25 protein-coding genes are annotated in these 24,416 nt (G+C 60.2%); 11 read left to right on the top strand and 14 right to left on the bottom strand.

The features are described 5' to 3' along the window. Nucleotides 1-2 precede the first annotated feature (2 nt). From arsB to JZM60_RS08275, 9 genes are all read right to left on the bottom strand, one after another. Nucleotides 3-1,055 (bottom strand): ACR3 family arsenite efflux transporter, encoded by a 1,053-nt coding sequence (gene arsB / locus JZM60_RS08235; RefSeq protein ID WP_207165286.1) that lies wholly within the window; start codon nt 1,053-1,055, stop codon nt 3-5. Beyond that, nucleotides 1,048-1,470 (bottom strand): arsenate reductase ArsC, encoded by a 423-nt coding sequence (locus tag JZM60_RS08240; RefSeq protein WP_207165288.1) that lies wholly within the window; start codon nt 1,468-1,470, stop codon nt 1,048-1,050. The genes arsB and JZM60_RS08240 overlap by 8 nt, the downstream gene beginning before the upstream one ends. 50 nt (nt 1,471-1,520) lie before the next feature. Beyond that, nucleotides 1,521-1,862: an ArsR/SmtB family transcription factor gene (locus tag JZM60_RS08245; RefSeq protein WP_207165290.1), complete on the bottom strand. Its 342-nt coding sequence runs from the start codon at nt 1,860-1,862 to the stop codon at nt 1,521-1,523. A 32-nt stretch (nt 1,863-1,894) separates the two neighbouring features. Next, nucleotides 1,895-2,620 (bottom strand): phosphatase PAP2 family protein, encoded by a 726-nt coding sequence (locus tag JZM60_RS08250; protein WP_207165292.1) that lies wholly within the window; start codon nt 2,618-2,620, stop codon nt 1,895-1,897. Continuing rightward, entirely contained in the window at nt 2,617-4,524 is a 1,908-nt protein-coding gene (locus JZM60_RS08255) for an LTA synthase family protein (RefSeq protein ID WP_207165294.1), read from the bottom strand. The genes JZM60_RS08250 and JZM60_RS08255 overlap by 4 nt, the downstream gene beginning before the upstream one ends. Nucleotides 4,525-4,854: 330 nt before the next feature. Beyond that, on the bottom strand, nt 4,855-6,276 hold the full coding sequence (locus tag JZM60_RS08260) for a heavy metal sensor histidine kinase (RefSeq protein ID WP_207165296.1): 1,422 nt from the start codon (nt 6,274-6,276) through the stop codon (nt 4,855-4,857). Then, nucleotides 6,263-6,928, bottom strand: coding sequence for a heavy metal response regulator transcription factor (locus JZM60_RS08265; RefSeq protein ID WP_207165297.1), 666 nt, complete (start codon nt 6,926-6,928; stop codon nt 6,263-6,265). The genes JZM60_RS08260 and JZM60_RS08265 overlap by 14 nt, the downstream gene beginning before the upstream one ends. 147 nt (nt 6,929-7,075) lie before the next feature. Further along, complete coding sequence (locus JZM60_RS08270) at nt 7,076-8,710, bottom strand: methyl-accepting chemotaxis protein (protein WP_207165299.1); 1,635 nt, start codon at nt 8,708-8,710, stop codon at nt 7,076-7,078. A gap of 241 nt (nt 8,711-8,951) precedes the next feature. Next, complete coding sequence (locus JZM60_RS08275; protein ID WP_207165301.1) at nt 8,952-9,902, bottom strand: LysR family transcriptional regulator; 951 nt, start codon at nt 9,900-9,902, stop codon at nt 8,952-8,954. Between the two features lie 257 nt (nt 9,903-10,159). Between JZM60_RS08275 and extH the strand changes: the two genes are divergently transcribed. The 10 genes from extH to extS all read left to right on the top strand — a co-directional run bounded on the left by extH (nt 10,160) and on the right by extS (nt 20,214). Then, nucleotides 10,160-11,593 carry a selenite/tellurite reduction operon rhodanese-like protein ExtH gene (gene extH / locus JZM60_RS08280; protein ID WP_207165303.1) on the top strand — a complete coding sequence of 478 codons (1,434 nt, stop codon included), beginning with the start codon at nt 10,160-10,162 and terminating at the stop codon, nt 11,591-11,593. 69 nt (nt 11,594-11,662) lie between these two features. After that, complete coding sequence (gene extI, locus JZM60_RS08285) at nt 11,663-12,880, top strand: selenite/tellurite reduction operon porin ExtI (protein ID WP_207165305.1); 1,218 nt, start codon at nt 11,663-11,665, stop codon at nt 12,878-12,880. Nucleotides 12,881-12,917: 37 nt separating this feature from the next. Continuing rightward, nucleotides 12,918-13,232: a selenite/tellurite reduction operon protein ExtJ gene (gene extJ / locus JZM60_RS08290; RefSeq protein ID WP_207165307.1), complete on the top strand. Its 315-nt coding sequence runs from the start codon at nt 12,918-12,920 to the stop codon at nt 13,230-13,232. A gap of 100 nt (nt 13,233-13,332) precedes the next feature. Next, nucleotides 13,333-14,688, top strand: coding sequence for a multiheme c-type cytochrome (seleno)protein ExtKL (extKL, locus tag JZM60_RS08295; RefSeq protein WP_277603809.1), 1,356 nt, complete (start codon nt 13,333-13,335; stop codon nt 14,686-14,688). A gap of 232 nt (nt 14,689-14,920) precedes the next feature. Next, a complete protein-coding gene (extM, locus tag JZM60_RS08305; RefSeq protein WP_241426411.1) occupies nt 14,921-16,813 on the top strand; it encodes a selenite/tellurite reduction operon c-type cytochrome ExtM in 1,893 nt (630 codons plus the stop codon). Further along, nucleotides 16,749-18,005 carry a selenite/tellurite reduction operon b-type cytochrome iron-sulfur cluster-binding subunit ExtO gene (gene extO / locus JZM60_RS08310; RefSeq protein ID WP_207165313.1) on the top strand — a complete coding sequence of 419 codons (1,257 nt, stop codon included), beginning with the start codon at nt 16,749-16,751 and terminating at the stop codon, nt 18,003-18,005. Before extM ends, extO begins: the two co-directional genes overlap by 65 nt. Then, the gene (locus JZM60_RS08315; RefSeq protein WP_207165316.1) at nt 17,960-18,355 is read left to right on the top strand and encodes a QcrA and Rieske domain-containing protein; all 396 of its coding nucleotides are present in this window, start codon (nt 17,960-17,962) and stop codon (nt 18,353-18,355) included. Before extO ends, JZM60_RS08315 begins: the two co-directional genes overlap by 46 nt. Then, a complete protein-coding gene (locus tag JZM60_RS08320) occupies nt 18,352-18,972 on the top strand; it encodes a cytochrome b N-terminal domain-containing protein (protein ID WP_207165318.1) in 621 nt (206 codons plus the stop codon). The genes JZM60_RS08315 and JZM60_RS08320 overlap by 4 nt, the downstream gene beginning before the upstream one ends. Before the next feature lie 7 nt (nt 18,973-18,979). After that, nucleotides 18,980-19,441 (top strand): selenite/tellurite reduction operon b-type cytochrome membrane protein ExtQ, encoded by a 462-nt coding sequence (extQ, locus tag JZM60_RS08325; protein WP_207165320.1) that lies wholly within the window; start codon nt 18,980-18,982, stop codon nt 19,439-19,441. Further along, nucleotides 19,417-20,214: a selenite/tellurite reduction operon c-type cytochrome lipoprotein ExtS gene (extS, locus tag JZM60_RS08330; RefSeq protein WP_207165322.1), complete on the top strand. Its 798-nt coding sequence runs from the start codon at nt 19,417-19,419 to the stop codon at nt 20,212-20,214. Before extQ ends, extS begins: the two co-directional genes overlap by 25 nt. 148 nt (nt 20,215-20,362) lie before the next feature. On the opposite strand, the gene JZM60_RS08335 is transcribed toward extS, so the two are convergent. From JZM60_RS08335 to JZM60_RS08355, 5 genes are read right to left on the bottom strand one after another with little or no spacing between them, the layout of a single operon-like run. Then, nucleotides 20,363-20,953 carry a putative metallopeptidase gene (locus tag JZM60_RS08335; protein ID WP_207165324.1) on the bottom strand — a complete coding sequence of 197 codons (591 nt, stop codon included), beginning with the start codon at nt 20,951-20,953 and terminating at the stop codon, nt 20,363-20,365. 12 nt (nt 20,954-20,965) lie between these two features. Next, nucleotides 20,966-21,256 carry a cytochrome C gene (locus JZM60_RS08340; protein ID WP_207165327.1) on the bottom strand — a complete coding sequence of 97 codons (291 nt, stop codon included), beginning with the start codon at nt 21,254-21,256 and terminating at the stop codon, nt 20,966-20,968. A gap of 30 nt (nt 21,257-21,286) precedes the next feature. After that, nucleotides 21,287-22,060: an acyl-CoA dehydratase activase gene (locus JZM60_RS08345; protein ID WP_207165328.1), complete on the bottom strand. Its 774-nt coding sequence runs from the start codon at nt 22,058-22,060 to the stop codon at nt 21,287-21,289. Nucleotides 22,061-22,066: 6 nt separating this feature from the next. After that, complete coding sequence (locus tag JZM60_RS08350) at nt 22,067-23,044, bottom strand: 2-hydroxyacyl-CoA dehydratase family protein (protein ID WP_207165330.1); 978 nt, start codon at nt 23,042-23,044, stop codon at nt 22,067-22,069. 4 nt (nt 23,045-23,048) lie between these two features. Continuing rightward, a complete protein-coding gene (locus tag JZM60_RS08355; protein ID WP_207165332.1) occupies nt 23,049-23,390 on the bottom strand; it encodes a hypothetical protein in 342 nt (113 codons plus the stop codon). Nucleotides 23,391-23,602: 212 nt separating this feature from the next. Here JZM60_RS08355 and murI point away from each other — a divergent pair, with 212 nt between their 5' ends. Further along, a complete protein-coding gene (gene murI, locus JZM60_RS08360; protein ID WP_207165334.1) occupies nt 23,603-24,415 on the top strand; it encodes a glutamate racemase in 813 nt (270 codons plus the stop codon). The last annotated feature ends 1 nt before the right edge of the window (nt 24,416 follow it).

Here is a 24,416-nt window from a genome sequence, read left to right on the forward strand (position 1 = left end):
TCTCAGGCGGTGGCCCGGAACCAGCGCTGCTGGAACCAGAACGCCACGTTCACCAGCCCGATCATAACCGGCACTTCCACCAATGGCCCGATGACCGCGGCAAAGGCCGCCCCTGAGTTCAGGCCGAAGACTGCCACCGCCACGGCGATGGCCAGCTCGAAGTTGTTGCTGGCCGCCGTGAAGGCAAGCGTCGTGGTCTTCGAGTAGTCGGCACCGAGCCGCTTTCCCATCCAGAAGGAGATGAGGAACATCACGATGAAGTAGATGAGGAGCGGGATGGCGATCCGCACCACGTCCAGGGGCAACTGGACGATGAGGTTTCCCTTGAGGCTGAACATGACCACGATGGTGAAGAGCAGCGCCACGAGGGTGATGGGGCCGATGCGGGGCACTACCTCCCGGTGGTAACGCTCCTTTCCCATGACCTTGACGCCCACGAGGCGGGTGAGTGCCCCGGCGATGCAGGGGATGCCCAGGTAGATGAAGACGCTCTCGGCGATCTGGCCAATGCTCACCTCCACGAGGCTGCCGGACAGACCGAAGAGGGGGGGGAGCACCGTGATGAAGAACCAGGCGTAGACGCTGTAGAAGAGCACTTGAAAGATGCTGTTGAAGGCCACTAGCCCGGCGGCGTACTCGGTGTTCCCCTTGGCCAGCTCGTTCCAGACGATGACCATGGCGATGCAGCGGGCAAGGCCGATCATGATGAGCCCCACCATGTATTCGGGCTTGTCGGGGAGGAAGGCAATGGCCAGGACGAACATGAGGACCGGCCCGATGAGCCAGTTCTGGGCCAGCGACAGCCCCAGGATCTTCCTGTTGCGGAAGACTTCGGGCATCTCCTCGTACTTCACCTTGGCGAAGGGGGGATACATCATGAGGATGAGGCCGGCGGCGATGGGGATGTTCGTTGTCCCCACCTGGAAGCGGTTGATGAACTGCTCCACGCCCGGCACGAACCAGCCGAGGCCGATACCGAAGGCCATAGCGGCGAAGATCCAGAGGGTGAGCCAGCGGTCGAGAAATGAGAGGTTGCGGGAAACGTGTTTACTCATGGCTGTCTCCCGTCAGGTGGGTTGTCAGTTTCTCGCGCATCTCGTCCCGCACCCGGCGGAACTCGGCCATGATCTCTTCCTCGGTTCCCGCGGTCCGGGAAGGGTCGGTAAAGCCCAGGTGCTCGCGCCGGACTCCGCCCACGAACAGGGGGCATGTCTCGGCGGCATCGCCGCAAAGAGTGATGACCCGGTCGAAGGACTGGCCGTCGAACTCGGCCAGATTCTTGGAATGCTGGCCGGAGATGTCGATTCCAAGTTCTGCCATGGCCCTGGTTGCCCGGGGATTGACCCTGGTGGCCTCGGTGCCCGCTGAGCAGGCCTCCCACCGGTCGCCGAGGAAGTGGTTCACCAGTCCCTCGGCCATCTGGGAGCGGTTGGCGTTGTGAGTGCAGAGGAAGAGGACGCGCTGTTTCATTGAATCTCCTGTGTTTATCCGGATAGGCGGATGGTTTGCCGCAAAAAAAATCAGGCGCAGCGATTCCCCTGGCCGAAGCCGGCGAGGCGCTCCCGGTCGGCCATGGCGACCGGTTCCGTGGCAAGGTACCGCGCCAGGTGTGCCTGTAGCTCCCGGCGGTCGGGAGAGTCTGAGGCCAGGAGGGAATAGTAGACCCATACCCCTTCCCTCCGGTCATCCACCCAGCCGGCGTTCTTGAGCTGGGCCAGGTGCCGCGACACCGTGGACTGGGGTAGCTCCAGGGCTGCCATGAGATCACAGACACAGAGCTTCTCCTCCGCCAGGAGGAGCGCCAGGATCCGGAGACGGGTTTCGTCGGCAAGGGATTTAAATAGTCGGGCTGCGTTTTTCATGAAATGGAGTGTATCCGGATAAGCGGATTAGGTCAAGACGGGAATTCCCCCGTGGGTGTTTTCAGCTTCGGCCTGAAGACGAGGTAAAGCCCCAGGGCGACGAACCAGCAGATGGCGGCGGACCAGACCGTATGGGAGAGGAAGTGGGCGCCCCGGGCCATCTGGGCGTAGCCGTAGACGGTGCCCAGCACCAGCCCCGTGATTAGGCCTGCCCGGGCGATCCCGGCGCGGCGGTCCCGCAGGGCGAAGTATACCCCCATGAGGGAGAAGCCTCCGGCGGCATGTCCCGCCGGGAAGCATTTCCCTTTCTTCGCTCCGGGGGGATTTCCTTCGAAGAGGCGGGTGTAGGGGACGGTGCCGCCGTAGCGCTCCATGGACCAGGGGCAGTGGCGGCCGGTAAGGTCTTTGCCGATGGTGACGATCCCCGTGCCGAGGACGATAGCCACAAGGAGGTAGAGGGCGTTCCAGCGGAAAGTCCGCAGCCGGGCAACCTGGTACGAGAGCACCCATGAGATGAAGGAGAGGGAAGCAACGACCGCGACCAGGTCCCGTCCCCGCTTGTGGATGAGCCACTCGGCCCACCATGATCGGCGGGCGGGCCAGTTGCCGGCGGTGAAGTCATAGAACCGGTCGGCCAGCACCAGGTCCAGATGGGTAATTTCGCAGGCCGTGGCCACGAGAATAAAGAGAAGAAACGGCACCGCCCCGTGCCGGAACCAGAAGTGAGTATCCAGGGGGGCGGGAGGGCAATTTTTCATGGCTGTGGAATCCTGTTCAGGCGGTTTTTATAGATGTAGTTCGCACCCTGGTACCAGGCGAGAGCGTCGTCCAGAAGCCGCCTGTCCATGGGAAGCGGCGTCGTGGCGCCGCTCCGGCGGTCGAAGCGGGACAGGGTTGCCTCCTTCTGGGGGCCGAGGGTCAGAAGGCGGTCCCCCTCTATGTAGCCCAGCTTCTGGTAGGTGGAGATGAAGGCACGGTCGGTGCGGTTATCGGCCTTGAGGATGTCGCGGCCGAGAAAGTCGGTGGTGTAAATCGTGTTGAGGAGGCCGAGCACAGTGGGGGCAACGTCGATCTGGGCCATCATCCGGTCCACCACCCCCGGTTTAATGTGGTTGGGGGAATAGATCAGCAGGGGGATCTCGTATTTTTTAACCGGCAGTTCGGTCTTGCCGGCGCTGTTGCCGCAGTGGTCGGCCACGAAGACGAAGACCGTGTCCTTGAACCACGGCTCCTTGCGGGCCTCTTCGATGAATTTGCCGATGGCATAGTCGGCGTACTTCACACCCCCGGAGCGTCCGGTTTTGGAGGGGATGTCGATTCGCCCCGAAGGATAGGTGAATGGGCGGTGGTTGGAAGTGGTCATGACCATGCTGAAGAAGGGGCGTCCCGCGTTGTAGGACTTTTGCGATTCCCTGATGGTCTTGCGGAAGAGGTCTTCGTCGCAAACTCCCCAGATGTTGGCGAAGGTGATTTCGTTGCCGGCGAAGTTGCTGCGATCGACGATGTTGAAGCCGTTGGCCGAGAAAAATGCGTTCATGTTGTCGAAGTAGCCGTACCCCGCATAGATGTACCGGGTGTCGTACCCCTTCTCCTTCATGATCTCGCCCCAGGAGCGGAAGCCCCCGTTGTCCGGGCGCTTTACGATGGATGTTCCCGGGAGAGGGGGCACCGAAAGGGTCAGGGCCTCAAGCCCTCTGACCGTCCGAGTTCCGCTGGCATAAAGGTGGGTGAAAAGGAGGGATTCCCTGGCGAGGCGGTCGATGTTCGGGGAGAGACCGTTCTTGTTGCCGAACGCGCCGAGGAATGAGGCGCTCAGGCTCTCCTCTACCACCACGATGACGTTGAGCCGCTTTTCCCGCCCTTCTCCCGTAATCTCCCGGGTCATCCGGGGCGCGGCGGCGGCATAGTGGTTGTTGCGTTCTTCCACGAGGCTGCGCAACCGTGCCATGGCCTGCCGTTCATCGCGGCTTACGTAGAAGCGGTTGAAGTCCAGCTCGTTGTTGCGGAATGCGGCGAAGAGTCCGTAGAGGCCGTTTCCTGCCAGTTCGTTGGCGTAGCTGTTGGCTGAGATTGCGGTGCCTGAAATGTTCACCAGAAGAAGCGCCGCCAGGGGGGCTGCCAGAAGCATGGCGCCAAGGCGGCGACGACGTGCGCCGAAGGTTACGGCCGCAGCCCGGCTTATGGCGTTGCGCAGCAGATAAACCGTTGCCAGGGCGGCCGCGCAAATTCCGGACAAAATCGGGATGAGTGGGTATGACTCGCGGATATTGCCGATGACCTCGCCGGTGTAGACCAGATAGTCCACGGCGATGAAATTGAAACGGGTCGAAAACTCCTCGAAGAAGAAATACTCGGCGATTGCGCCGAAGATGAGGGCGTAGAGGATGACGAAAAAAGCCGTGCGAACCACTGCCGGGTGTCCCTTGCTTTCCGTGAGCCTCCGCGGGGCGAAAATCAGGTAAAGAGCCGCGGGGATGAGGAGGTATGACAGGGCTGCGGCGTCGAAGACGAGCCCCACCCCGTAGGCCTTGGCCACAAGCGGGAGCGTGAGCCCCGATTCCGATGGAATCATGAGGAGCAGGACCGTTCGGGTGACGGTTGCTATGACAAGGTAGATGAGTGAGAAGAGGCCGATGATTCCGAGGGGGCGACGCATGGGCATAGAGTGCTCCGGGTACTGAAAATGGTACGTTACCCGGAAATCATACCCAGGGGGACCTGACCGGAGCATGACGTGGAGATGACAATTTCGTCATCTTTGAATGTTTAGATGGATTTTGTGGGTGGAATTGGAGGTGGAATGGGATGGGGGGCGGGGGTTCTCCCTCCGAAAAACCTCAAGCGTTGCCGGCATGGCTTCGCATGGCCCTCTCTGCCGGTGCAGGTGCTTTCCCTTCGTATGGACTTGCGGTGCTTTTTGCGGGATGTTTTTCTCCGGGAGAGCCCCCGCCCCCCATCCTGGCACCTTCAGTGGCCGTTGTGGAGAGGGGAACTACCCTTGCGGGAAGATCAGGGTTACGGACGTTCCCCGTCCCGGTTCGCTTTCAATCGAGACGCTTCCCTGGTGGAGTTCCATGATCGATTGGACGATGGCGAGGCCGAGGCCTGTTCCTTGGGGATTGGTGCTTCTCGCGTCGCTGCTGCGGAAAAAGCGGTCGAATACCCTGGCGAGTTCGTCCGGCGCAATGCCGATGCCGGTATCGGTGATGGTGATTCGCGCCGCTCCGGCGTCGTCACGGGTGAGGGCGACGGTAATCGCTCCGCCGTCATGGGTGTAGCGGATGGCGTTGGACAGGAGATTCCCCACGGCCCTCTGGAAGAGGACCGGATCGGCAACGATGCTCCCGCCGCCGGTGCAGGATATGGTGATCCCCTTCTCTTCGGCCAGGGTGCCGTAATAATCCCGGAGCAGCGCCAACTCGCGGCCCGCGTCCATGGGGACCGGCTCGATCTGTTGCTCGGTCCTGGCAAGGAAGAGGATGTTGTCGATCAACCGCGAGAGCCGTTCGTATTCCTCAAGGCTCGATTCGATAATCCGCCGGTATTCGTCCACGGAGCGGGAGCGGGAGAGGGCGACCTCCGCCTCGCCCCGCAGAATGTTGATGGGGGTCCGGATCTCGTGGGCCAGATTTGCCGATGAATCGGCGAGACGGTCGAAAGAGTTCTGGAGACGGTTGAGCATCCCGTCGAACGCCGCTGCGAAACGGGCCAGTTCCCGCGGCCAGACACGGGAGTCGATCCGTTCGTTAAGGGTCGTTACGTCGATGCGGTCGGCGGCGTCGGTCAGTTCGGCCAGCGGGCGCAAACCCCGCCGCATCACTACGGCACTCAGGGCGGCGGAAAGGCAGAGTCCGGCCAGGAACACAAAGCCCATCTTCTGCTTGTACCCGTCCACTAGCGCCTCTTCCTCGGTCACGTCAAGGGCCATCTGGATGAGGCGGGAGGAAGTTCTGTTTTCGCTCCCGGCCCAGGCCGAGTTGACAAGGTACACCCGGTGCTTCGGGCCGGTTATCTTTTTCCCCCGGCCAATGGCATGGGTATCCTTTGCCGGGCGGGGGAACACTCCAGGGGGGGCGATGCGGTCCATGCGCTCGGTTTCCATGACCACATCCCCACGGTTATCGATAATGCGCACCAGGTACCTGGTATCCTCGCGCATTGCCCCTTCCCAGTGGACTTCCTGTTCCAGGTGGGAAGTTGCGTCGGGGTAGCGATTGATAATCCCTTCGATCACCCTGATTTTTTCAATGATGAAGTCGTTGTCTTCGAAGTCCAGGTCGTTCACCAGGGCGAGGAACTGGAAAATTATGGCAAAGAGCAGGACGCCCGTGGTGGCGAGGGTGGAAAGTATCGTGAGCCTTGCGGTCAGGGAAAGGGTGCCGTGGCGGGGATTCGGGCGATTATTCAAGGACATAGCCTGCTCCGCGCACGGTGTGGATCAGTTTGCGCTCGTAAGGGTCATCAACCTTGCGCCGCAGGCGCCGGATAGCCACGTCGACGATGTTGGTGTCGCTGTCGAAATTGATTCCCCAGACCTGCTCGGCGATTAGAGTCCGGGAGAGGACCTCTCCCTTGCGGCGCAGCAGGAGCGAAAGCAGCAGGAATTCCTTTGCTGTGAGCTCAAGGGGTACGCCTCCCCGCCGGGCTTTGTGGCTCACGAGGTCCATCTCCAGATCGTCCGCCCGCAATAGCTCCGGCTGGCGCGCTGGGCCTCGGCGCAGGATGGTCCGTGCCCTGGCCAGCAGCTCCGAGAAGGCAAAAGGTTTCACCAGGTAGTCGTCCGCTCCAAGTTCGAGTCCCCGCACCCGGTCATGGACCGCGTCGCGGGCCGACAGGTAGATAACCGGCACGTCGTTCCCGTCGGCGCGCAGCTCTTCCAGCACCGACCAGCCGTCGCGGCCCGGCAGCATGATGTCTAGGATGATCAGGTCATAGTCCTCGGTGCGGGCCAGATGGAGCCCGTCCTCGCCGCTTTCGGCCGTATCCGCCGTGAAGCCGTTCTCGGAGAAACCTTTCTGAAGATACGCGGCGGCTTTTTTTTCGTCTTCGATGATCAGGATGCGCATGGGACACCGTGCCATGGGAGTGGAAGTTCTGAAAAAACAGGAGAATTGTAGCGCGGTCTCCCTGAACACTGCAATCTCTTTCCCACGGTGGGGACAACAAAAAAAGGCCGCCCGGAGGCGGCCACGTGAAAGGATGGTGCTGGTGTTTCAGGATGCCAGATGGAACTGGCCGATGAGCTGCTGAAGTTCGTCCGAGAGGTTGGACAGCTGCCGGGCTGCGGCCGCCGTTTCCTGTGCTCCCCTTGCCGTATCATGTACCACGTCGGTAATCTGCTGGATGTTGCCGCTGATCTCGGTTGTCGTGGCGGTCTGCTGTTCGGCTGCCGTGGCAATCTGGTTTACCTGCATGGTGACGGTGCCTACCTGCTCGAGGATTTCCTCCAGCGCCTTCCCCGACTCCGAGGCTTCGGCGGTTCCGCGCTCGACCTCCTGTACCCCCTGTTCCATGATGGCGACTGCGCCCTTCGTTTCATGCTGGATGGCCTTGATCATTGTGCCGATTTCCTTGGTCGCCTTGGTGGTCCGTTCCGCCAGGGCTCGAACCTCGTCGGCAACTACCGCAAATCCTCGGCCCTGCTCACCGGCCCGGGCCGCTTCGATGGCGGCGTTCAGGGCCAGGAGGTTGGTCTGGTCTGCTATGTCTTCGATGGTGCCGATAATCTCGCCGATCTGGTCGCTGCGGGTGCCGAGGCTCTCCACCGTTTTTGCAGTCTCGCGGACCCGGTCTGCAATGCGTGCCATCTCCTCGACTGTATGACGGATAACCTCCGACCCCCTGCCCGCCGTCTCGCTGGCGCGATGAGCTTCGTCAGCTGCCGTGGAGCAGTTCTGGGCGATTTCCGTAGAGGTTGCGGCCATCTCTTCGCTGGCGGTGGCAACGGTGCCGGACTGTGCGGCAACTTCTTCGGCCCCGGTTGCCATCTGCTCGGCGTTGGCGGTGAGTTGCCCCGCGGCTGCCGCCACTTGGCTGGCGTTCTCCGCCACTCCGGAGATCAGGCGGTTGAGGCGGCCGGCCATGGTGTTCACGGCTTCGGCCAACTGCCCGGTTTCGTCCTTCTGATTCATTTCAAGGTGATTGGACAGGTCTCCCTGGGCAATGGCCTTGGCGAATTCGACCACTTTCAGGAGGGGAGCCGTAAGCTGGCGCGCCATGAACAGGCCCAATAGTATGGCGATAACCATCCCGGCAACGGCGAAGGCCGACATCTGAATGATTGCGCTACGGGCAGTGGAGGCGTTCATTTCGTTGCGCTGTTCGGCACCCTCGATCTTCAAATCGAAGATTTTCTTGATGGCGTCATCAATCTTCTTCTCGTAGGAGAGGCATTGGGTTCGCATGATGTCCAGGGCTGTCTCCCGGTCGCCGTCAAGGGTTGCCGTGATCATCTCTTCGCGCACGGGGCCGTACTCTTTTATCAAGGTGCGCAGTGTCGCGAACTGTTTTTTCGCCTCCGCCGATTCCAGGGTCTGTTCCAATTCCGTCAACTGTTCGTCGATTTCGCCGTAAAGCTTCGTGATGGTTTTCGCGTTGGCTTCGGCCCGCTGGGGATTGTCGTCGAGGACCATGCCCCGGAGGTTCACCCGAGCCTTTTGGAAGTTGATGGCAAGCAGGCCGAAAGTCCCAAGCGGCTCGGTGTTGTAGGTGAACATTTCCTCAGCTTCATTTGCCAGCATGTTGATCTTCGACGTCCCGATGAGCCCCACGACTCCTGCTATCAAGGCCACCAGAACAAAGCCGGACACCAGTTTCACACTGAGACGAGCATTCCGAAGAAATTTCATGATGCAGACTCCTTGGGTGATGATGGTTAGAGCAAACCTACATGTTGCCCTATGCATACTATCGGCCGAAATGGAGTAAAGTTTAGAAAAAATTTAAGGATGGATTCCGGGCAAATTTTTTGTAGCCCGCAATTGTTTAGTAATTACAAATTAACGAATTACCGAGACTTCTTTGTCCTGATAGGGACGTGTTAATGCAAATAGGGAGAATTGTTAATTTGCCGGTGAGATGCGGATGGGCTCAAAAGTGGTATGATTCCGAGGGGTAAGCGTTGCTGTTGCCGAATGTTGAGGGGCACGGCATGCCGAAAGATATGTAGATGGTGTTAATGAAAGAGATGAGGTCGGCCGAAGGCTCGCGGCGTCCGAGAACGAGGGTGCAGGGACGAAAATGATCGAATCCCGCCATCCGGTGAGCATAGAGAGAGTGTTTGTCCAGTTCGTTGGCAACCAGACCGGTGGAGGCGAAGGTAATTCCCTTGCCGGCAAGCACTTCCCGGAGGATGAACTGGAGGTCGTCAAAATAAACTATGTCGTTGAATTCGGTGATGGAATGGCCCAGCAGGGAAAGATTCTTGTCCAGGAAACGTCTGGCGCACCCACTCTCGTTCTTCAGGTATAGGCGTTTGCCGAACATCTCGCCGATGGTGGGTGGGGGTGAAGGAGGAGTGAGTTCGGGAGTGCTTATGAAAACCATCTCATCGTCGGGGAGCGGGTAGCTTCTGTGGCCCGTAAGGTCGAGATCGTCGCAGTGCTCAATGAGAGCCAGGTCGAACTGGCCGTTCTCGATCCCCTCGAGGGCCTGCTCCGGCATATTGAAAACGAAGTTCAGGCCGGTGTTGCCGGCGTTGATGCCCATGAATGCGGAGAGTATGGCGGGGAGTCGGCCGATGCCGAAGGACGGGGTGCAGCAGAGGGATATGCGCTGCTTACATTCTTTGTCACTCAGCTTGTCAATGATTTGGCTTTCAAGATTGATGATCTGTTGTGCCTTGGCAAGGACGAACCGGCCATCCTCGGTGGGGGTGACGGTATTTCCCGCACGGATGAGGAGCGGTTTGCCGACATGGTCCTCAAGCTGCTTGATGCGGCGCGAGACCGCGGATTGCGTGACGCAGAGCACGGCCGCAGCCTTGGAGATATTGCCTAGAGCCGCGACCTTGAGCAGAGTCTTGAGGAGCGTTATATCCATTGTTCACCCTGTTCGTATGCCTATGCCTGAAATTCATGACGGCTATGCAGAAAAAGCAACGACACTATACCAAGAGACTCCGCCGAAAACAAGTGATTGGGAAAATGCGAAACAAAACAGGGGGTTTTGTCGCAATGCGTAAACCGCATACGTTATGTGGCATTCCTATTGCTTTAATAACCCTCTTGTAGATGCATTGTCGTCCGGGCACACATGTGCACCGGTGGTCCATTCATTTCTCACATGAAGGAGGTAGTATGGTGAACCAGGCATGGAAAAAAGGACGTATCCTGCTGGCCAGTATGATCGGCGTGCTAGCGCTGACGATGCTGACGTTGTGGGGCTGCGGTGGCGGCGGGGGGAGCAGTTATGACAATCCGGCTTCCTCGGCGGTAACGACGAAAACAGCCAGTGCATTGATTGATGCTGAGACCTTGAAAGGTTGGGTTGATGCCGGGTTGGTGAACAAGGCTCTCGGGAGCTATGACCGGGTGGTGATTCTCGACATTTCTGCCGACGCGACTGATAACAGGGGTACAGTTGAGACTACCGATGATGTCAAGTACAACCTGTACAACACCGTCGGCCATATCCCTGGGGCACAACTCATATCTGCCGGTTCCAATGCGTTCAAGGCAGAGCGTGCAGAGGGTCCGCTGAATAAGAATGGTGAAATGGTCTGCACCGGTGAAACTATTGATGCCCTGATTCAGAACGCCGGGATTGACGGGAATACTACGATCGTCCTGACCAGCAATGCCGCCAGCGCCACTGGCGCAATCAACGTTGCCCGGGCCTATACCACGTTCCGCTACTGGGGCTTCCCTAAAAACCGTCTTAAGGTTCTTAATGGCGGCAACGCCGCATGGGATGCTGCTTACGATCTTACTATGGTTGTGCCGACCATTAAGAAATCAACCTACGGCGTGGCCCAGAACGGGACCACTAACATTAACACCGATGTTCGCGTGTCGCTCAGTGAAATGATTCAGTATGTCAAAGGTATCGCTGCCGGTAATGCGGACAAGGTTACCATCATCGATACGGTTCGCGGGTCAGCTACGGTTCTCAATGCTACAGTTTCCGGACCTACATCAGACCTTCTTGATTCTACTAAGTTCACCCCCGTCGATGGCGCCGTTAAGGGGTCTTTCAGCTATTTCGCCCCCAGGATGCTGACAAGCGGCATGTATTTCAAGGATGCTGCTCAAATTAGAGCGGATCTTGTCGCAGCGTTCGGCACTGCCGGCACAGAAGAAAGTAAGCTTGGCGAGGCCGGCCTCGACGGCACGAAAACCTTCATCTCCCTCTGCCGGGCAGGCAACTATGCCTCCATAGGGTATTTCATCCTTGACGGCATCGCCTATTACAACTCCACTGTCGATGTCAAATGGTATGACGGCTCCCTCGGCCAATGGAATCTGATGGCTGCCAAAGACGCTGCAAATCCGACCCGTGGCGGTCAATTGGCAGTGGGCTCCATCTGGGATACCACGCTTCTTATGGATAACCTGACCTGGAACGTTGACGCTCCCCGCAGCAAGACGATCATTGATTATGCATCTCGCGTCTATGTTGTAGAGCCGACTTACGAGGAAGGCAACCAGATTGAAAACACTGACAAGGCTTATCGCAGCACCGTAAGCGGCTCGACTAGCGGCGGTGGTGCGTCCGCCGGCGGTAACTGCTAGCAGACTCTGTAATTCCATGACACCCCCGCCCCCTGGGGCGGGGGATCTACCATGAAAAGGAGCGAATGCATGATTAATATGCGCAAAATATCCACCATTTCCGGCGTCGCCCTCGGGACGGCCCTTCTGGCCGGCACCGCCTTTGCCGGCCCCCGCATCACCTTCGGCCCCGAGGATCAGGGCGCCCTCCAGATCGACTACAAGGGGCAGTTCCAGATGTCGGTCCGCGATAACGGCTCCGGTGACGACGGCGATGATACCACCACCAACTTCAACTTCCGCCGCAACCGCATCGCTTTGATGGGCAAGTACGGCGACATGCTGAGCATGTACGTCCAGACCGAGTTCACCGAGGACCCCAACGTCGGTACCCTCGGCGTAAGTGACAGAACCGGTACCGAATTCCAGATGCTCGACGCCGTAATGCGCTTCAAGTTCAATGATACCTTCAAGGTCAACGTTGGTAAGTTCAAGTATGGCTTCTCCCGTGAGAATCTGGAAGCGTGCGAGATGCCTTTGACCCTCGACCGCTCCCTCTTCATTCGTGCTCCATATGTTGCTACCCGTGACATGGGGGTCGGCATCTGGGGTAACTTCCTGGAAGACAAGATTCAGTATCGTGCCGACGTGATGGAAGGGCGCAAGGCCGGCGACACCGGCAACCCCGATTCCAGCTTCCGTTATACGGTCCGCGGCCATGTGTCGCTGCTGGATCCCGAGTCGGATTATGGCTACAAGGGTACCTACATGGGCAAGAAGCAGGTGCTTACCTTCGGCGCTGCCTATCAGTATGAGCCTGATGTCGCGTATGGCGATACCGTGGCCAAGACCGGCAAGAGTGACTACCAGGCCTGGACCGTTGACGGCTTCTTCGAGTATCCGGTGGAAGCAGTGGGAACGTTCACTCTTTCCGCTGCCTATGCCGACTACGACCTGGACGAAGCCTACAAGGTCTCCGCAAACGTCGATAGCGATGCCATCGGTCTCAATGGCGAGAAAAACGGCTGGTACGTGAAGGCCGGCTACATGCTGCCGAATCTGCCGCTCCAGTTCTTCGGCCGCTATGAGCAGTGGAGCTTTGCCGCCCTCAACAACATCTACGATCAGGATGTCACCTGGTACGGCGGCGGGGTCAACTACTACATCTGGGGTCAGAACCTGAAGCTTACGGCTGAACTCAGCCATACCGATTTCGATAACGAAGGTGTAGTGAGCGGTCTTCAGGGAGCTAACCTGAAGTCCGAAGATTTCACCACTTTCGTAACCCAGCTCCAGCTTCTCTTCTAGGACGGAGCGCATCTCACACCACGCAGGAGGAAAGAAAATGAAAAAGATCATGATGTCCATCGCAGCGGCCCTTGTGGCACTTTCCATGGCAGCGGTCGCCTTTGCTTCGGGTTCCTTCTCCGGCAAGGTCACCAAGATTGACGGCGCCAAGGTTACCGTCAAGGCCGACAAAGTCCCCGCCTGGGTCAAGAAGGGTGGGAGCGTTTCCGCCATGGGCGGTTCTCCCAAGGTTCTCGATGTGAAAGGGGACGAAGTGACCCTCCGCTTCGGCAAGGCCAAAGCCGAAAAGATCAAGGCGGACAGCACCATGCAAATTCATGAGGCTGCCGGCGACGAGCTCCAGGGCTGCTAATCGGAAAGCCTCCCCACCGAGAGGTGGGGAGGCTTTTATTGAAATGCAAATATCAATGTATAATAATTAAGCGCTTTTTAATTTGTGAAAGGAGTGACCAATGAAGCTTGCACCTTTATGGGTAAAGCTATCGGCGGCGGCATTCGTTTTCTGTGTCGCTTCACCGGTCTTTGCCGAAAAGGCCGGCATCGGGTGGCAGGAAACCATTGCCGCCAAGTCGGGTAAGGCCAAGACCATGGCCGAGCTGGCTAAGATGTACGACTCAAGTTCCTGCATTGATTGTCACCAGGATACCCATGATGATTGGAACAAATCGATCCACGCCCGCTCCATCTTCGGCACCAGCCGGACTGCCGCCACTTTCAAGACCGCGGTGATTAACGGCCTGATGGAGTGGCCCTATTCGGGGGTCAAGAAACCTGAGGACGTGAAAGTCGAGCACCTGATGGGGTGTGCCAAGTGTCACCTGCCCCAGTTGGCTGATGCCGAAGACTCGGTGGCCAAGGAAATTATCGCCACTATCGATAACTGGCAGGATGCCCTCAAGAAAAAAGACAATGCAAAGGCCACTGCCGAGGCGGATAAGCTCAAGAGCCTCAATATCAACTGCCTGATCTGCCATAACCGCAACGCCATTACCCACAAGTGGACCGACGGTTATCCCCAGCAAGGTGTCGTGTATGGCTCCAAGGAAGGCGACCACCCGTCGGATGCCTTCCCGAAAATGAAGGTTAGCCCCATCATGAGCGAGTCGATCCAGTGCGGGCAGTGCCACGGCCTGGGTCCCAACATGGAGCTGGACAACCCGACCCAGTGCTGCACCAGCTACGGCAGTTATCTCTGGTCCTACACGGCCGAGGGTGGGAGCGAAACCTGCCAGGACTGCCACATGAAGAAGAGCAAGCTCGGCCACAACATGCAGAGCTACCGCGATCCGGGCATGGCCAAGGCTGCGGTTGAGTTCAAGGCCGAGGCGCGGGCGTTCCACTGGCGTGACGGCGCTACCATCAAGCCGAAGGCTGTGGTGAAGGTTGAGATGGTGAACCATGCCGGTCACTCCATCCCCGATGGCTGACCGACCCCCAACCGACTGGTTCTGTCGGTAATAGCAAAAACAAAAGACGGCGAAGAAGTGTTCAATCAGGAGAAGATTTACATGCCGGTTCCCCAGCAGCTTGGGCGTGGCGACCGGATGGGGCGCGGCCCCTATGAGAAGAGCGGCATAATCGAAGATACCGGGCTCCCGCCCGGCAAAGAAGTGCGCGAGCGGTTCGATATTTTTTTCCCCACCGAAGAGGTGGAGGATGAAAACGGCAAATGGGTCACCAAGCCCACTGCCAGCGAACTGGATCTGGAGGTCAAACTCTGGTATCTCCCCTTCGGCACCATGAATGCCGATCCGTTCCTGTGGCATGAGTTCAAGCAGAAGGTGAACATCAGTACCACCGGAAAATAGAAGGGAGGCTCTTTCAAAACTACTGCGGGGCCGGTCTGCGTTGTTGCCGCTCGCTCGAAAGCTCAACGTACCGACGGGTACGCCTCGCATTCTCGCTTGCTTGCGCCTAGCATCCCAGCCTCCTCATGACGTTTTGCAAGAGCCTCCGTAGAACATGCATTTTTGCTCCGTGCCGGCAGGATTAACCTGCCGGCTTTTTTTTCATCGGTCATTACGCTATGATGGGCAGCACATGAAGCTTCTTCTCTGGTTGACAGATTTTCCTGCCTTGCTCCGGCGGTTGCGGGCCGTCATTCTGGTGCCGTTTCTGCTGCTGGCGGGGTGCGGTGCCGGTGGGGGCGAGAACGGCTCGTGCCTCACGTGCCATCGCGGCATCGAGCATGCCTCGCCGGCCCATCCCCGCTGCGTTTCCTGCCACGGTGGAAACGAGCGTGCCCGCGACAAGGAATCCGCCCACCGCGAAATGTTCGCCCCCCGCAATCCGTCGGATCCCCGCTCCTGGGAGCAGAGCTGCGGTGCCTGCCACCCCTGGCAGCTTGCCCGGGTGAAGGGGAGTCTCATGCAGACCAACACCGGCATGATTAAGAACATTCAGCTCACCTGGGAGGGGGAGGACGGCAGGCTCTACGGCAGCCGCCGGGAAAATGTCCATACCGCCGACGGGAAGGAACGGCAGCTCGCCGCGGTGACGGAGCTGGACAATGTCTCCGGAGAGCTCTACCGCAAGTTCTGCTCCCTTTGCCATGTGGGCATCGAAAACAGTTATGCTTACGATGTGGGGCATTCGGCGGGGTGCGCCGCCTGCCACTTTCCCTGGAACGATACCGGCACTTACGCCGGCGGCGACCTGACCATGAAGGGGCGGGGGCCGGCCTCGGCTTCCCACCGGATGACGGGGCTTCCGGGCAACGACGTCTGCTTTCGGTGCCACAACCGGAGCGGCCGCATCGCCCTGTCGTACATGGGGCTCAATGACGGCAACACCGCCCAGGTGCCGACGCGAAACGGTTTTCCCGGCCCGCTTCTCACCAGCGGCAACCGGAGCGTCACCCGCATAACGCCGGACATCCACTATGCCATGGGGATGGACTGCATCGATTGCCATACATCCCGCGACATCATGGGTGACGGCTACGCCTACGAGAACCTCTACCACCAGGTGGAGATCCGCTGCGAGGATTGCCACGGCAGCGGCACCGAGCTTCCCCGCTGGCGGGAGATCGTCAGGGAGAACGAAGCCCCGGTGCGCGAGTCGCGGCAGTATCGGCGGCAGATGCGCCCCGGCATGCGGATGATCGTCACCGGCAAGGGGCGTCCCTACTCCAACGTTTTCTACGAAAACGGGCAGGTACGTCTTGTCGGCAAACGAAGCGGCCGCCTCTATGTCAGCAAGGTGATTACCGGCACCCCGGCCCACACCGTCGCCGGCCACGACAGGCTGGAGTGCTACAGCTGCCACTCCCGCGCGGTGGTCCAGTGTTACGGCTGCCATACGAACTATGACAAGGGCAGGACCGCCCGCGATTTCGTAAAGGATATGGATACCCTGGGGCTCTTTACCGAGTCCGAGGACTACCGGATGCTTTACCCCTTCCCCCTGGCCCTCAACCAGCGGGGGAAAATATCGCCGGTAACCCCCGGCTGCCAGACCTTCGTGACCGTCACCGAGATGGACGGGCGCGTGTCCAAAGAGGGGTATGTAACCACCTTCAAGGGTAAGCAGCAGCTGCGTTTTGCGCCCTTCTACTCCCACAACACCGGCGTGAAGGCCATCGGCTGCGGCGAGTGTCACGCAAACCCCGCCTTCCTGGGGTTCGGCCAGCATGAGGTGGAGGGGAGGAATATCGCTGCCACCATGCTCTGCCCCAAGAACGAGGAGAAGCCCCTGGACGGCTTCCAGACCCTGGAGGGGGGTAAGGTGCGGGCCTTTTCGGCCGTCACCAGGGAACATTCCCGCCCCCTTAACGAAGCGGAGGTTATGAAGGTATGGCGGGCAAACCTCTGCATCGTCTGCCATACCCGTCCCGACGACCCCATTTACCGCAAGGAGCTCGACTATCGTGCCCTGGATGATGCACTTCATCGCCGTATTCTGGCTGTCGGCGGCACTCGCGTCGCCCGCTGACGGCGCCGAGAACTGCCGGGCCTGCCACCGGGACGCGGTTTCCGGCCCCCATGCCGCCATCGGCTGCACTCCCTGCCATGGAGACGACCGTTCCACGGTGGGGAACCCGGCCACTGCGGCCGACCGGGCCGCCCGTTGCGTCGCCTGCCACCGGGGCTTCGACCGGCTGTTCGATCATGCCATGGCGACCCGTACGGCGGAACGGCAGTTCGCGGCCAGAACCGTTGGGCGGTTCGACGGGGGATTCTGGGCCGGCAACTGCACCGGCTGTCACGTGCGGGGATGCCTCGACTGCCACGGCGGCAAGGGGCACGCCATGTCCCGACCCCGCGACGGTGTCTGTCTCGAATGCCACCGGGGGTACTTCGTGGGGAGCGACTACCATGGCCGGGCCCCCAGGGAGGACGCCTTCCGCTTCCAGCGGGGCCCCTTTGCCGGCGGAGAACAGTTCCTCCCCATGCTCCCCGATGTCCATGCCGAGGCCGGCATCGGCTGTGGCGGCTGCCACGACATGGTGAGCCTGGCCGCCGGCAGACGGAGCGGCAAGGGATGCCGTGACTGCCACGAACCCGACCAGCGGATAGTGGAGCACCGCATCCCCGCCCACCGGGAGCGGCTCGAATGCTATGCCTGTCACTCTGCCTGGGCGCCCCAGGAATACGGCACCTTCTGGCTCCGCTTCATCGACAGCCCCCGGCGCCAGGCGCGGTTCACGGCCATCCCCCATCAGGATGAGTGGGTGAAAAGCGCCTATCTCAAGCGCCAGGACGCCCCTCCCCTGGGGCTGAACAGTGCGGGAAAGGTGAGCCCCATCCGGCCGCAGTTCATCCTCTATTTCTCCGATATCCGCAGCGAACGGGCGGTGGGGGAGGAGAACAGGCTTTTGGCCGCGGAGTGGAAGGCGTTCTTCCCCCACACGGTCCGGCGGGGCACCGTCATGTGCGACGGCTGTCACGACAACCCGCGCCGTTTCCTCCTGGAGAGGGAGAAGGAGCGGATATACCGGCTGCGGGATGACGGCTTGTCCCTGGAATCCTTCTGGCGCCGGGAGGGGCAGCGGGTGGTGAACGGGAGTTTCATGGACCCTGAACGGGTCGGGAAGATGGCCGTGAGGACACCGGCGTACACGAAGGGATATATCGAGAAATGGCAGCGGTTGACCGGGGACGCCGGCACTTCATCGCGGCGCTGATTGCGTTCATCGCTTCTTTGGCGGCGGCATGGCGATTTCTCGTCCCCCGCAGGAGGAAAGGCGGGGAACGGTTCGTTATTGACGCCGCGGCCGTTCCGCCACGGGGCGCCCTCGTCTATCGCGAGCGCCGACTGGCGGTGATGCGGGATGGAGGGGAAATGTACGCCCTGAATCTGACCTGTACCCATCTCGGCTGCACCGTGACCGTAACTCCGGGGGAGATTGTCTGCCCATGCCACGGCAGCCGCTTCGACCTCAAGGGAAACGTTCTGAAAGGGCCGGCCGAACGGCCCCTGGCCCGCTACCGGCTTGAAATCAGGGAGGGGCGGGTGGAGATTTATCCGGGATGATCAAGGAATTTGCCAAACATCTCTTTCCGCGGGTGGTCCTGCGGGAGAACCTGCGTTTCACCTACACCTTCTGCCTGGGAGGGCTCGCCTTTACGGCGCTCATGGTTCTGGCCGTGTCCGGGGTGCTGCTCCTGTTCTATTACCAGCCGACACCCGCCGGGGCCTTTGACTCCATCCTCTTCCTGGAATCGACGGTCATCGGCGGGAAGTACCTGCGGGGACTCCACCGGCTAGCCTCCCATGGGCTTTTGGTCCTGCTGTTCCTCCATATCCTGCGGGTGGTGCTCTCCGGCGCCTTCCGGCCGCCCCGGGAACTCACCTGGGTGGTGGGGGTGGGGCTCCTGGGGCTGACGGTGTTCGAGGCCTACACCGGCTATCTCCTCCCCATGGACCAGCTGGCCTTCTGGGCGACCAGAACCGGCATGGAGCTTCTGGCCACACTGCCGGGAGGCCCATGGCTGAAGGCTGTCCTCGTCCCCGACGGGGTGGGGGAGCCCCTGTCGCTGCTGCGTTTTTACGCGCTCCATGTGGTAGTCGTGCCCGTGGCGGTGCTGGCCCTGTCGTTTCTCCACTTCTACCGGGTGCGCAAGACAAAGGGGATACTGCCGTATCTGTGAGGGGTCGATGGCTGAAAGAATTGAAGTGAAAAACGACATGCGGCGGGGACCCCGCGGCAGCGGCGAATACGTCAGGAGTTCCCCCTGCTTTTTTCGCCTCGTCAAGCGGGCCTTCTGGGGGGGGATGGTGGCCTTGGCATTGCTGGCCGTGGTTATCCCGGCGCCGCTTCTGGACCCTGCGAATCCGGGGGCGCCGCCGAATCCCGCCAAATCGGCCTGGTTTCTCCTCTGGACCCAGGAGGTGGTAAGCCATGGCAACGGCTTTGCCTGGATCATCGTGGGGCTCTCCCTCTGGTTCATGGCCCTGCCGTGGCTGGGGAAGCACCGCCCGGAGCGCGCCGTCTGGTTCGGTGAGGGGAACCGCGCCGTTGCCTGGACTACCATCGCCGTCTTTGCGGCCATCGTGTCCATGACGGTCCTGGCCATGTTCTTCAGGGGGGAAAATTGGTCGCTCGTTTCCCCCTTCTGATCCTGCTCTGCCTGGTGCTTGCCGCCTGCGTGGGGAAGGCGCCGGGGGAGGGGTGCCTCTCCTGCCATTCGCCCCATTACGCCGAGCGGGGGAGTTGTGTCTCCTGCCACCGGGGGAACGGGAAGAGTGTACGAAAGGCCATTGCCCACCATCGGCTCATTCCGGCGGAGCTGGCCCATTTTACGATTCCGGGCAGCCGCCGGGTGGAGGAGGGGAAGCGTTTGGTGGAGCGGTTCGGCTGCCGCCGCTGCCACAACCTGGGCGGCAAGGGGACGCGGCTTGCCGCCGATCTGGACCGCCTGGCCGGTGATGACCCGGTGCGGCTCTTCGGCGCCATCAAACGGCCGGTCCTCTTTATGCCTGACTTCCATTTCGACGACCGGCAAACGGCCGGCCTGGTCAATGCCGTCATGGCTTTTGCCTCGGCAGCTCCCCGGAGGGGAGACGGCGGGCTTCCGATTGTCGTTCACTTCGCCTCCCCCCGGCAGGGGGAGGGAACCATCTTCGAGAAAAAATGCGGCGGCTGCCATCGGTTGCTGACGGCACGGTACGGTGCCCTCGGCTCCGGCGACGTGGCACCGAACCTCTCGGGGCTTTTCACGTCATTTTATCCAACCCCCTTCAAGCCCGGCGAGCCCTGGACCCCCGAGCGGCTCGGACGCTGGCTCGATAACCCCAGGACCGTACGTCCGGTTACTCCCATGCCGCCTGTGCGCCTCTCTCCAGCTGAAAAAAAACAACTAACTGAAATGCTTAAAGCCGATCCTGATTAGCACTGATATTCCGTTAGAAGTTACCCCCCTTTGAAAAAGGGGGGCAAGGGGGGATTTCTGGCAGCAATCAAAAACAAATCCCCCTAAATCCCCCTTCGTCAAAGGGGGACTTGATCTTGCTGAAGATTGTTTGAAATTAACAAGCCGATTAGCGCCGTTCCGTTTTTATTACCGGGATGCGGAACCGTCTTCCCACGATGGTGCGGTGGCGGCTGCGGAGCTCCGCCATGGTGCCGTCGAGAAAGGCCGGGAGCGCCGGCTCGCCGTGCTCTGCCAGGTAGGCATCCACGAGGGTTCCCATGTATGCGTTGAACTTTCTGGTGGAGCTGCCGTGGGCGAAGTTGCGGCCCGCAAAGCGGCGGATGTCGCCGTCGAAGGCGGGCGAGATGTGGAAGAGTTCGTGGAAGATGGTGATGAGTTTTTCCCTGGGGGTGAGGTCGAAAAAGCGGGGGACCAGGAAGTAGATGACGTAGAGGATTTCATTGCCCCGGTGGGTCACTGACGGCATGGTGCTCCGGTAGATGTGGCGGCCCCGCTGCCGTTCGATACACTTCGCCCCTCCGTGGAACCGGAGGGGATGGATCTTGGCGTATGTTCCCCGGATGCCCCCGCCCCTGGTTGACGAGATGCAGATGAGGAGCCGGGACGGATCGATGTGGCGCATCTCCGGAACATGGCCCGCGATGTGGGCCACGAGCTGCTCCAGTTCACGGGTGAGATTGAGGACGGTCACCCCCATGGCGCAGGCAGATTACTTCGACTTGAATTTGTGGCAGAACAGGCAGCGCATGGGGCCGTCGGCCGGTTTTACCGGATGCTCCTTGGGGAACGGGATGCCGCCGGACCCTTCGAAGTGGCACGAGGGGCACTGGGCGTCCAGATCGATCTTGGTGGCGCCGCTGTTGAATGCATCATAGAACCGCTTGTGGGCATCATCATAGGGGACTTTCTTTGTCTTTACCTCGCCGGATATGGCCCAGAACCCGCCAAACACGGCTATGATCAGGATGATGAAAAACCAGTCTTTCTTTGCCAGCTTCATGAAACCTCCGTTATTTCCAGCCCTGGGACCTCAGCTGCCGGTCTCCATATGTGCGCAGCCGATGGCTCCGTTGTGTTGAGGGTGTTCCGGCACGATCACCGCAAGCCCCGTTTTTTCTTCCAGCAGTCTGACAACCCCTCTGTTTCTGGCAACCCCTCCGGTCAGGACGATGGTCTCCGATGCGAAACGCTTGAGCATCGGCATGACCCGCGTGACCAGTGTCTGGTTCACCCCGGCGCAGAGCCGCTCCACGGGGTGCCCCCGCAAAATCTGCCCGATGAGCTCCGACTCCCCGAAGATGCCGCAGGTGGCGTCGAGTTTTACCGGATTCTCCCAGTGTGAGGAAAGCTCGTCGAGGGAAAGCTCCAGGATTGCCGCCATGTTTTCCAGGTAGCGGCCGCTGGAGGCGGCGCACTTGTCGTTCATGACAAAGTCGGCAAGTTTCCCGCTTCGCACGAGCGCCACCTTGGTGTCCTGCCCCCCCATGTCCAGGAGGGTGAAGTCCCGAAGCCCCGTCTGGAGCAGTGCCCCGGCCACGTGGGCCCGAATTTCCGAGATGACCTTCGCACCCTTGAGGGAGAGTGTGTTGCGGCCGTATCCGGTGACCACCACCGCTGCCCCGGCCAGTTCATCGGCGGAGAAGATGCCGCTTGCCGCCAGGTCCAGTTCCAGCTCATCCCCGGCGAGGCGGCCGTAGCGCTTGTAGAAGGTGACGGTGTCGTGGTCCGCCAGCCGCACGATCCGCTCCCCGTCCAGGAGGGCGAACTTGGCTTTTCTGCTTCCCAAATCTATGCCGATCTGCATGGTGCGTTACCCTGCCAGCATTTCGAGGAAGCCCTCGATCCGGATTTTGGTGCGGGCGTCCAGGGGGGTCGGCTTGTCCCCCTCCAGGGTCAGGATGGGGAGAGGCACCTTCTGGCGCACGATCATGTCCTCGATCTGGCGGAAGCAGAAGGACTGGACGTAGTGGATGACCGCGTCCACCTTGCGCCGCTCCAGCTCCAGAAGGATATCGGAGAGCCGGTGGAAGATGTCGTAGGGATAGGTGTAGGCCCGGTACTGTTCAACCATGTCCTGGGTGTCGTAGGGCATGGCGAACTGGCGCTGGGTTTCGTTGAACACCACCCGTGCCCCCAGGCTCTCCGTGAACTGGTAAAGGTCGTCGAAGATGGGGGGGACGCCGATGTAGGCAAGCCGCAGTTTGTCCTTGAAGGGGCTGCGTGCCCGCGCTTCGGCAATAAAGGTGTCCACATCGGCCTCGAAGCGGTCCGGGTCGCTGTTCATATCCGACGTGCAGACCTGGTAGTAGTGGTTTTCCGCGCCGGTTACCCGGTTCTCTTCCCAGGTGAGTCGGTCGATTTCCCGCACCTTTCGCCGGATGCGCCCCAACCGTTCCCGCGAGAGGTTGACCGCGTCCCAGCCCACGCCGAAATGGCGCATGAGTTTCTCGATTTCGAACCGGATGCTCTCCGGCTGCCGGTCGTGGGGGTAGGCAAAGGGGACCGTCTCTACTCCCTTGAGGGAGAGCACTTCCATGAGCGCCCGGGTGTTGCTGCAATCCCCCTCGGTGACCGCTATCAGCTCTTTTATCCCCTTCTCGAGAATCGCCGCGTACATCCCCTTGATCCAGCCGCAGGTGCTGCGGGGGAAGCCGTCCACCTCCGCCTCCTCGATGAGTTGATGGCTCCGGGGGCTGGTGATGAAGACGTTGTTCATGTCAACGGGGATCTTTCCCGCTGCTATGACTACTTCAAGGGGAACGGTTGTTGTAAAGCCGACACGGTGCACGGTGTTACTCCGACTTGATGAAGAGGAGGTAGATGAGGAACCCGCCGATTACGAGCCCCCCGAAGGCAAAGGGGAGGGTCGAGGCCAGGGACAGTTCGTTTCCCTGGCCGGAAGGGAGGGTAAAGCGAATCAGGAACGAGATGGAGATGACGGCGAAGAGGAACGCCAGGACGGCTTTGGAGCGCTTGATGACCGCATAGAAAATCAGGATTGCGAATATGCCGATGATCCAGGGGTTCTCCATGGCCCCCTTGAGGGTCAGGTTCTTCACGTAGGTGACTATGTTCTGGGTCTCGAAGGGGGTTAAGGCTTCCTGTCCCTTGCTGAGCATTTCCTCTTTGTTCATGGGGTCTCCCGGTCAGGGTTGGTTTGCCGACGCACACTCTTCTATATAGCAGGATTTCCACGGAAAATGAAGCGTTTGCGCAGATGATCCTCAGGGGGGTAAATGCCTTGACAATTTGCTGAGTGCTCACCTAGTATATATATTTTTCATACGTCAAACAATAGAAAGCGCCGGCCGTTTTCCGACATGCCGGAGATGCGCGGAGAACAATCGTGCCCTGGAAAGCCATCGGTATCTTTGATTCGGGGGTCGGCGGCCTCACCGTCCTCAAGGAAATCATAAAGGCCCTCCCCCAGGAGGACACCATCTATTTCGGCGATACTGCCCGGGTCCCTTACGGGACCAAGTCTCCCGAAACCGTCACCCGTTACAGCCTCGAAATCGCCTCTTTTCTCGTGCACCGCGACATAAAGCTTCTGGTGGTGGCCTGCAACACGGCCTCTGCCTGCGCTCTTGAAGCCCTGCAGAAGACCCTCTCCATCCCCGTGGTCGGCGTTATCGAGCCGGGGGCCCGCCGGGCCGCCGCCGTGACCCGCAGCGGCAAGGTGGGGGTCATCGGCACCGAGGGGACTATCCGGAGCAGCGCCTATGCCAAGGCGATCAAGCGGATTAATCCCGAGGTGGAAGTGGTGACCCGCGCCTGTCCCCTTTTTGTCCCCCTGGCCGAGGAGGGATGGACCGACAACGAAGTGGCCCGCCTCACCGCCCGCACCTACCTGGCGGGGCTTCAGGAGGCGGGGGTCGATACCCTCGTCCTCGGCTGCACCCACTATCCTCTGCTCAAGCGGGTGATCGGCGAAACCATCGGCGAAGAGGTGAAGCTTGTGGATTCGGCCGAGGAGACTGCCCGTACCGTTGCCGAGATTCTTCAGGGGCGGGACCTCCTGCGTCCCCACGGCGAGCAGGGCAATCACCACTATTTCGTTTCCGACGTGCCGGCGGGATTCATCAGGGTCGGCAACCGGTTCCTGGGGGGCAGGCTTGGCGATGTTTACCAGGTAAGCCTCGATGCCGAGAAGGGATAAA

The sequence above is a fragment of the Geobacter benzoatilyticus genome (assembly GCF_017338855.1).
In the GTDB taxonomy this organism is placed as follows: Bacteria; Desulfobacterota; Desulfuromonadia; order Geobacterales; family Geobacteraceae; genus Geobacter; species Geobacter benzoatilyticus.

Bases quoted from the DNA above. Each gene is read 5' to 3' on its own strand.
- arsB (WP_207165286.1), bottom strand. From the start codon at position 1,055: ATGAGTAAACACGTTTCCCGCAACCTCTCATTTCTCGACCGCTGGCTC.
- JZM60_RS08240 (WP_207165288.1), bottom strand. From the start codon at position 1,470: ATGAAACAGCGCGTCCTCTTCCTCTGCACTCACAACGCCAACCGCTCC.
- JZM60_RS08245 (WP_207165290.1), bottom strand. From the start codon at position 1,862: ATGAAAAACGCAGCCCGACTATTTAAATCCCTTGCCGACGAAACCCGT.
- JZM60_RS08250 (WP_207165292.1), bottom strand. From the start codon at position 2,620: ATGAAAAATTGCCCTCCCGCCCCCCTGGATACTCACTTCTGGTTCCGG.
- JZM60_RS08255 (WP_207165294.1), bottom strand. From the start codon at position 4,524: ATGCCCATGCGTCGCCCCCTCGGAATCATCGGCCTCTTCTCACTCATC.
- JZM60_RS08260 (WP_207165296.1), bottom strand. From the start codon at position 6,276: ATGTCCTTGAATAATCGCCCGAATCCCCGCCACGGCACCCTTTCCCTG.
- JZM60_RS08265 (WP_207165297.1), bottom strand. From the start codon at position 6,928: ATGCGCATCCTGATCATCGAAGACGAAAAAAAAGCCGCCGCGTATCTT.
- JZM60_RS08270 (WP_207165299.1), bottom strand. From the start codon at position 8,710: ATGAAATTTCTTCGGAATGCTCGTCTCAGTGTGAAACTGGTGTCCGGC.
- JZM60_RS08275 (WP_207165301.1), bottom strand. From the start codon at position 9,902: ATGGATATAACGCTCCTCAAGACTCTGCTCAAGGTCGCGGCTCTAGGC.
- extH (WP_207165303.1), top strand. From the start codon at position 10,160: ATGGTGAACCAGGCATGGAAAAAAGGACGTATCCTGCTGGCCAGTATG.
- extI (WP_207165305.1), top strand. From the start codon at position 11,663: ATGATTAATATGCGCAAAATATCCACCATTTCCGGCGTCGCCCTCGGG.
- extJ (WP_207165307.1), top strand. From the start codon at position 12,918: ATGAAAAAGATCATGATGTCCATCGCAGCGGCCCTTGTGGCACTTTCC.
- extM (WP_241426411.1), top strand. From the start codon at position 14,921: ATGAAGCTTCTTCTCTGGTTGACAGATTTTCCTGCCTTGCTCCGGCGG.
- JZM60_RS08315 (WP_207165316.1), top strand. From the start codon at position 17,960: ATGGCAGCGGTTGACCGGGGACGCCGGCACTTCATCGCGGCGCTGATT.
- JZM60_RS08320 (WP_207165318.1), top strand. From the start codon at position 18,352: ATGATCAAGGAATTTGCCAAACATCTCTTTCCGCGGGTGGTCCTGCGG.
- extQ (WP_207165320.1), top strand. From the start codon at position 18,980: ATGGCTGAAAGAATTGAAGTGAAAAACGACATGCGGCGGGGACCCCGC.
- JZM60_RS08335 (WP_207165324.1), bottom strand. From the start codon at position 20,953: ATGGGGGTGACCGTCCTCAATCTCACCCGTGAACTGGAGCAGCTCGTG.
- JZM60_RS08340 (WP_207165327.1), bottom strand. From the start codon at position 21,256: ATGAAGCTGGCAAAGAAAGACTGGTTTTTCATCATCCTGATCATAGCC.
- JZM60_RS08345 (WP_207165328.1), bottom strand. From the start codon at position 22,060: ATGCAGATCGGCATAGATTTGGGAAGCAGAAAAGCCAAGTTCGCCCTC.
- JZM60_RS08355 (WP_207165332.1), bottom strand. From the start codon at position 23,390: ATGAACAAAGAGGAAATGCTCAGCAAGGGACAGGAAGCCTTAACCCCC.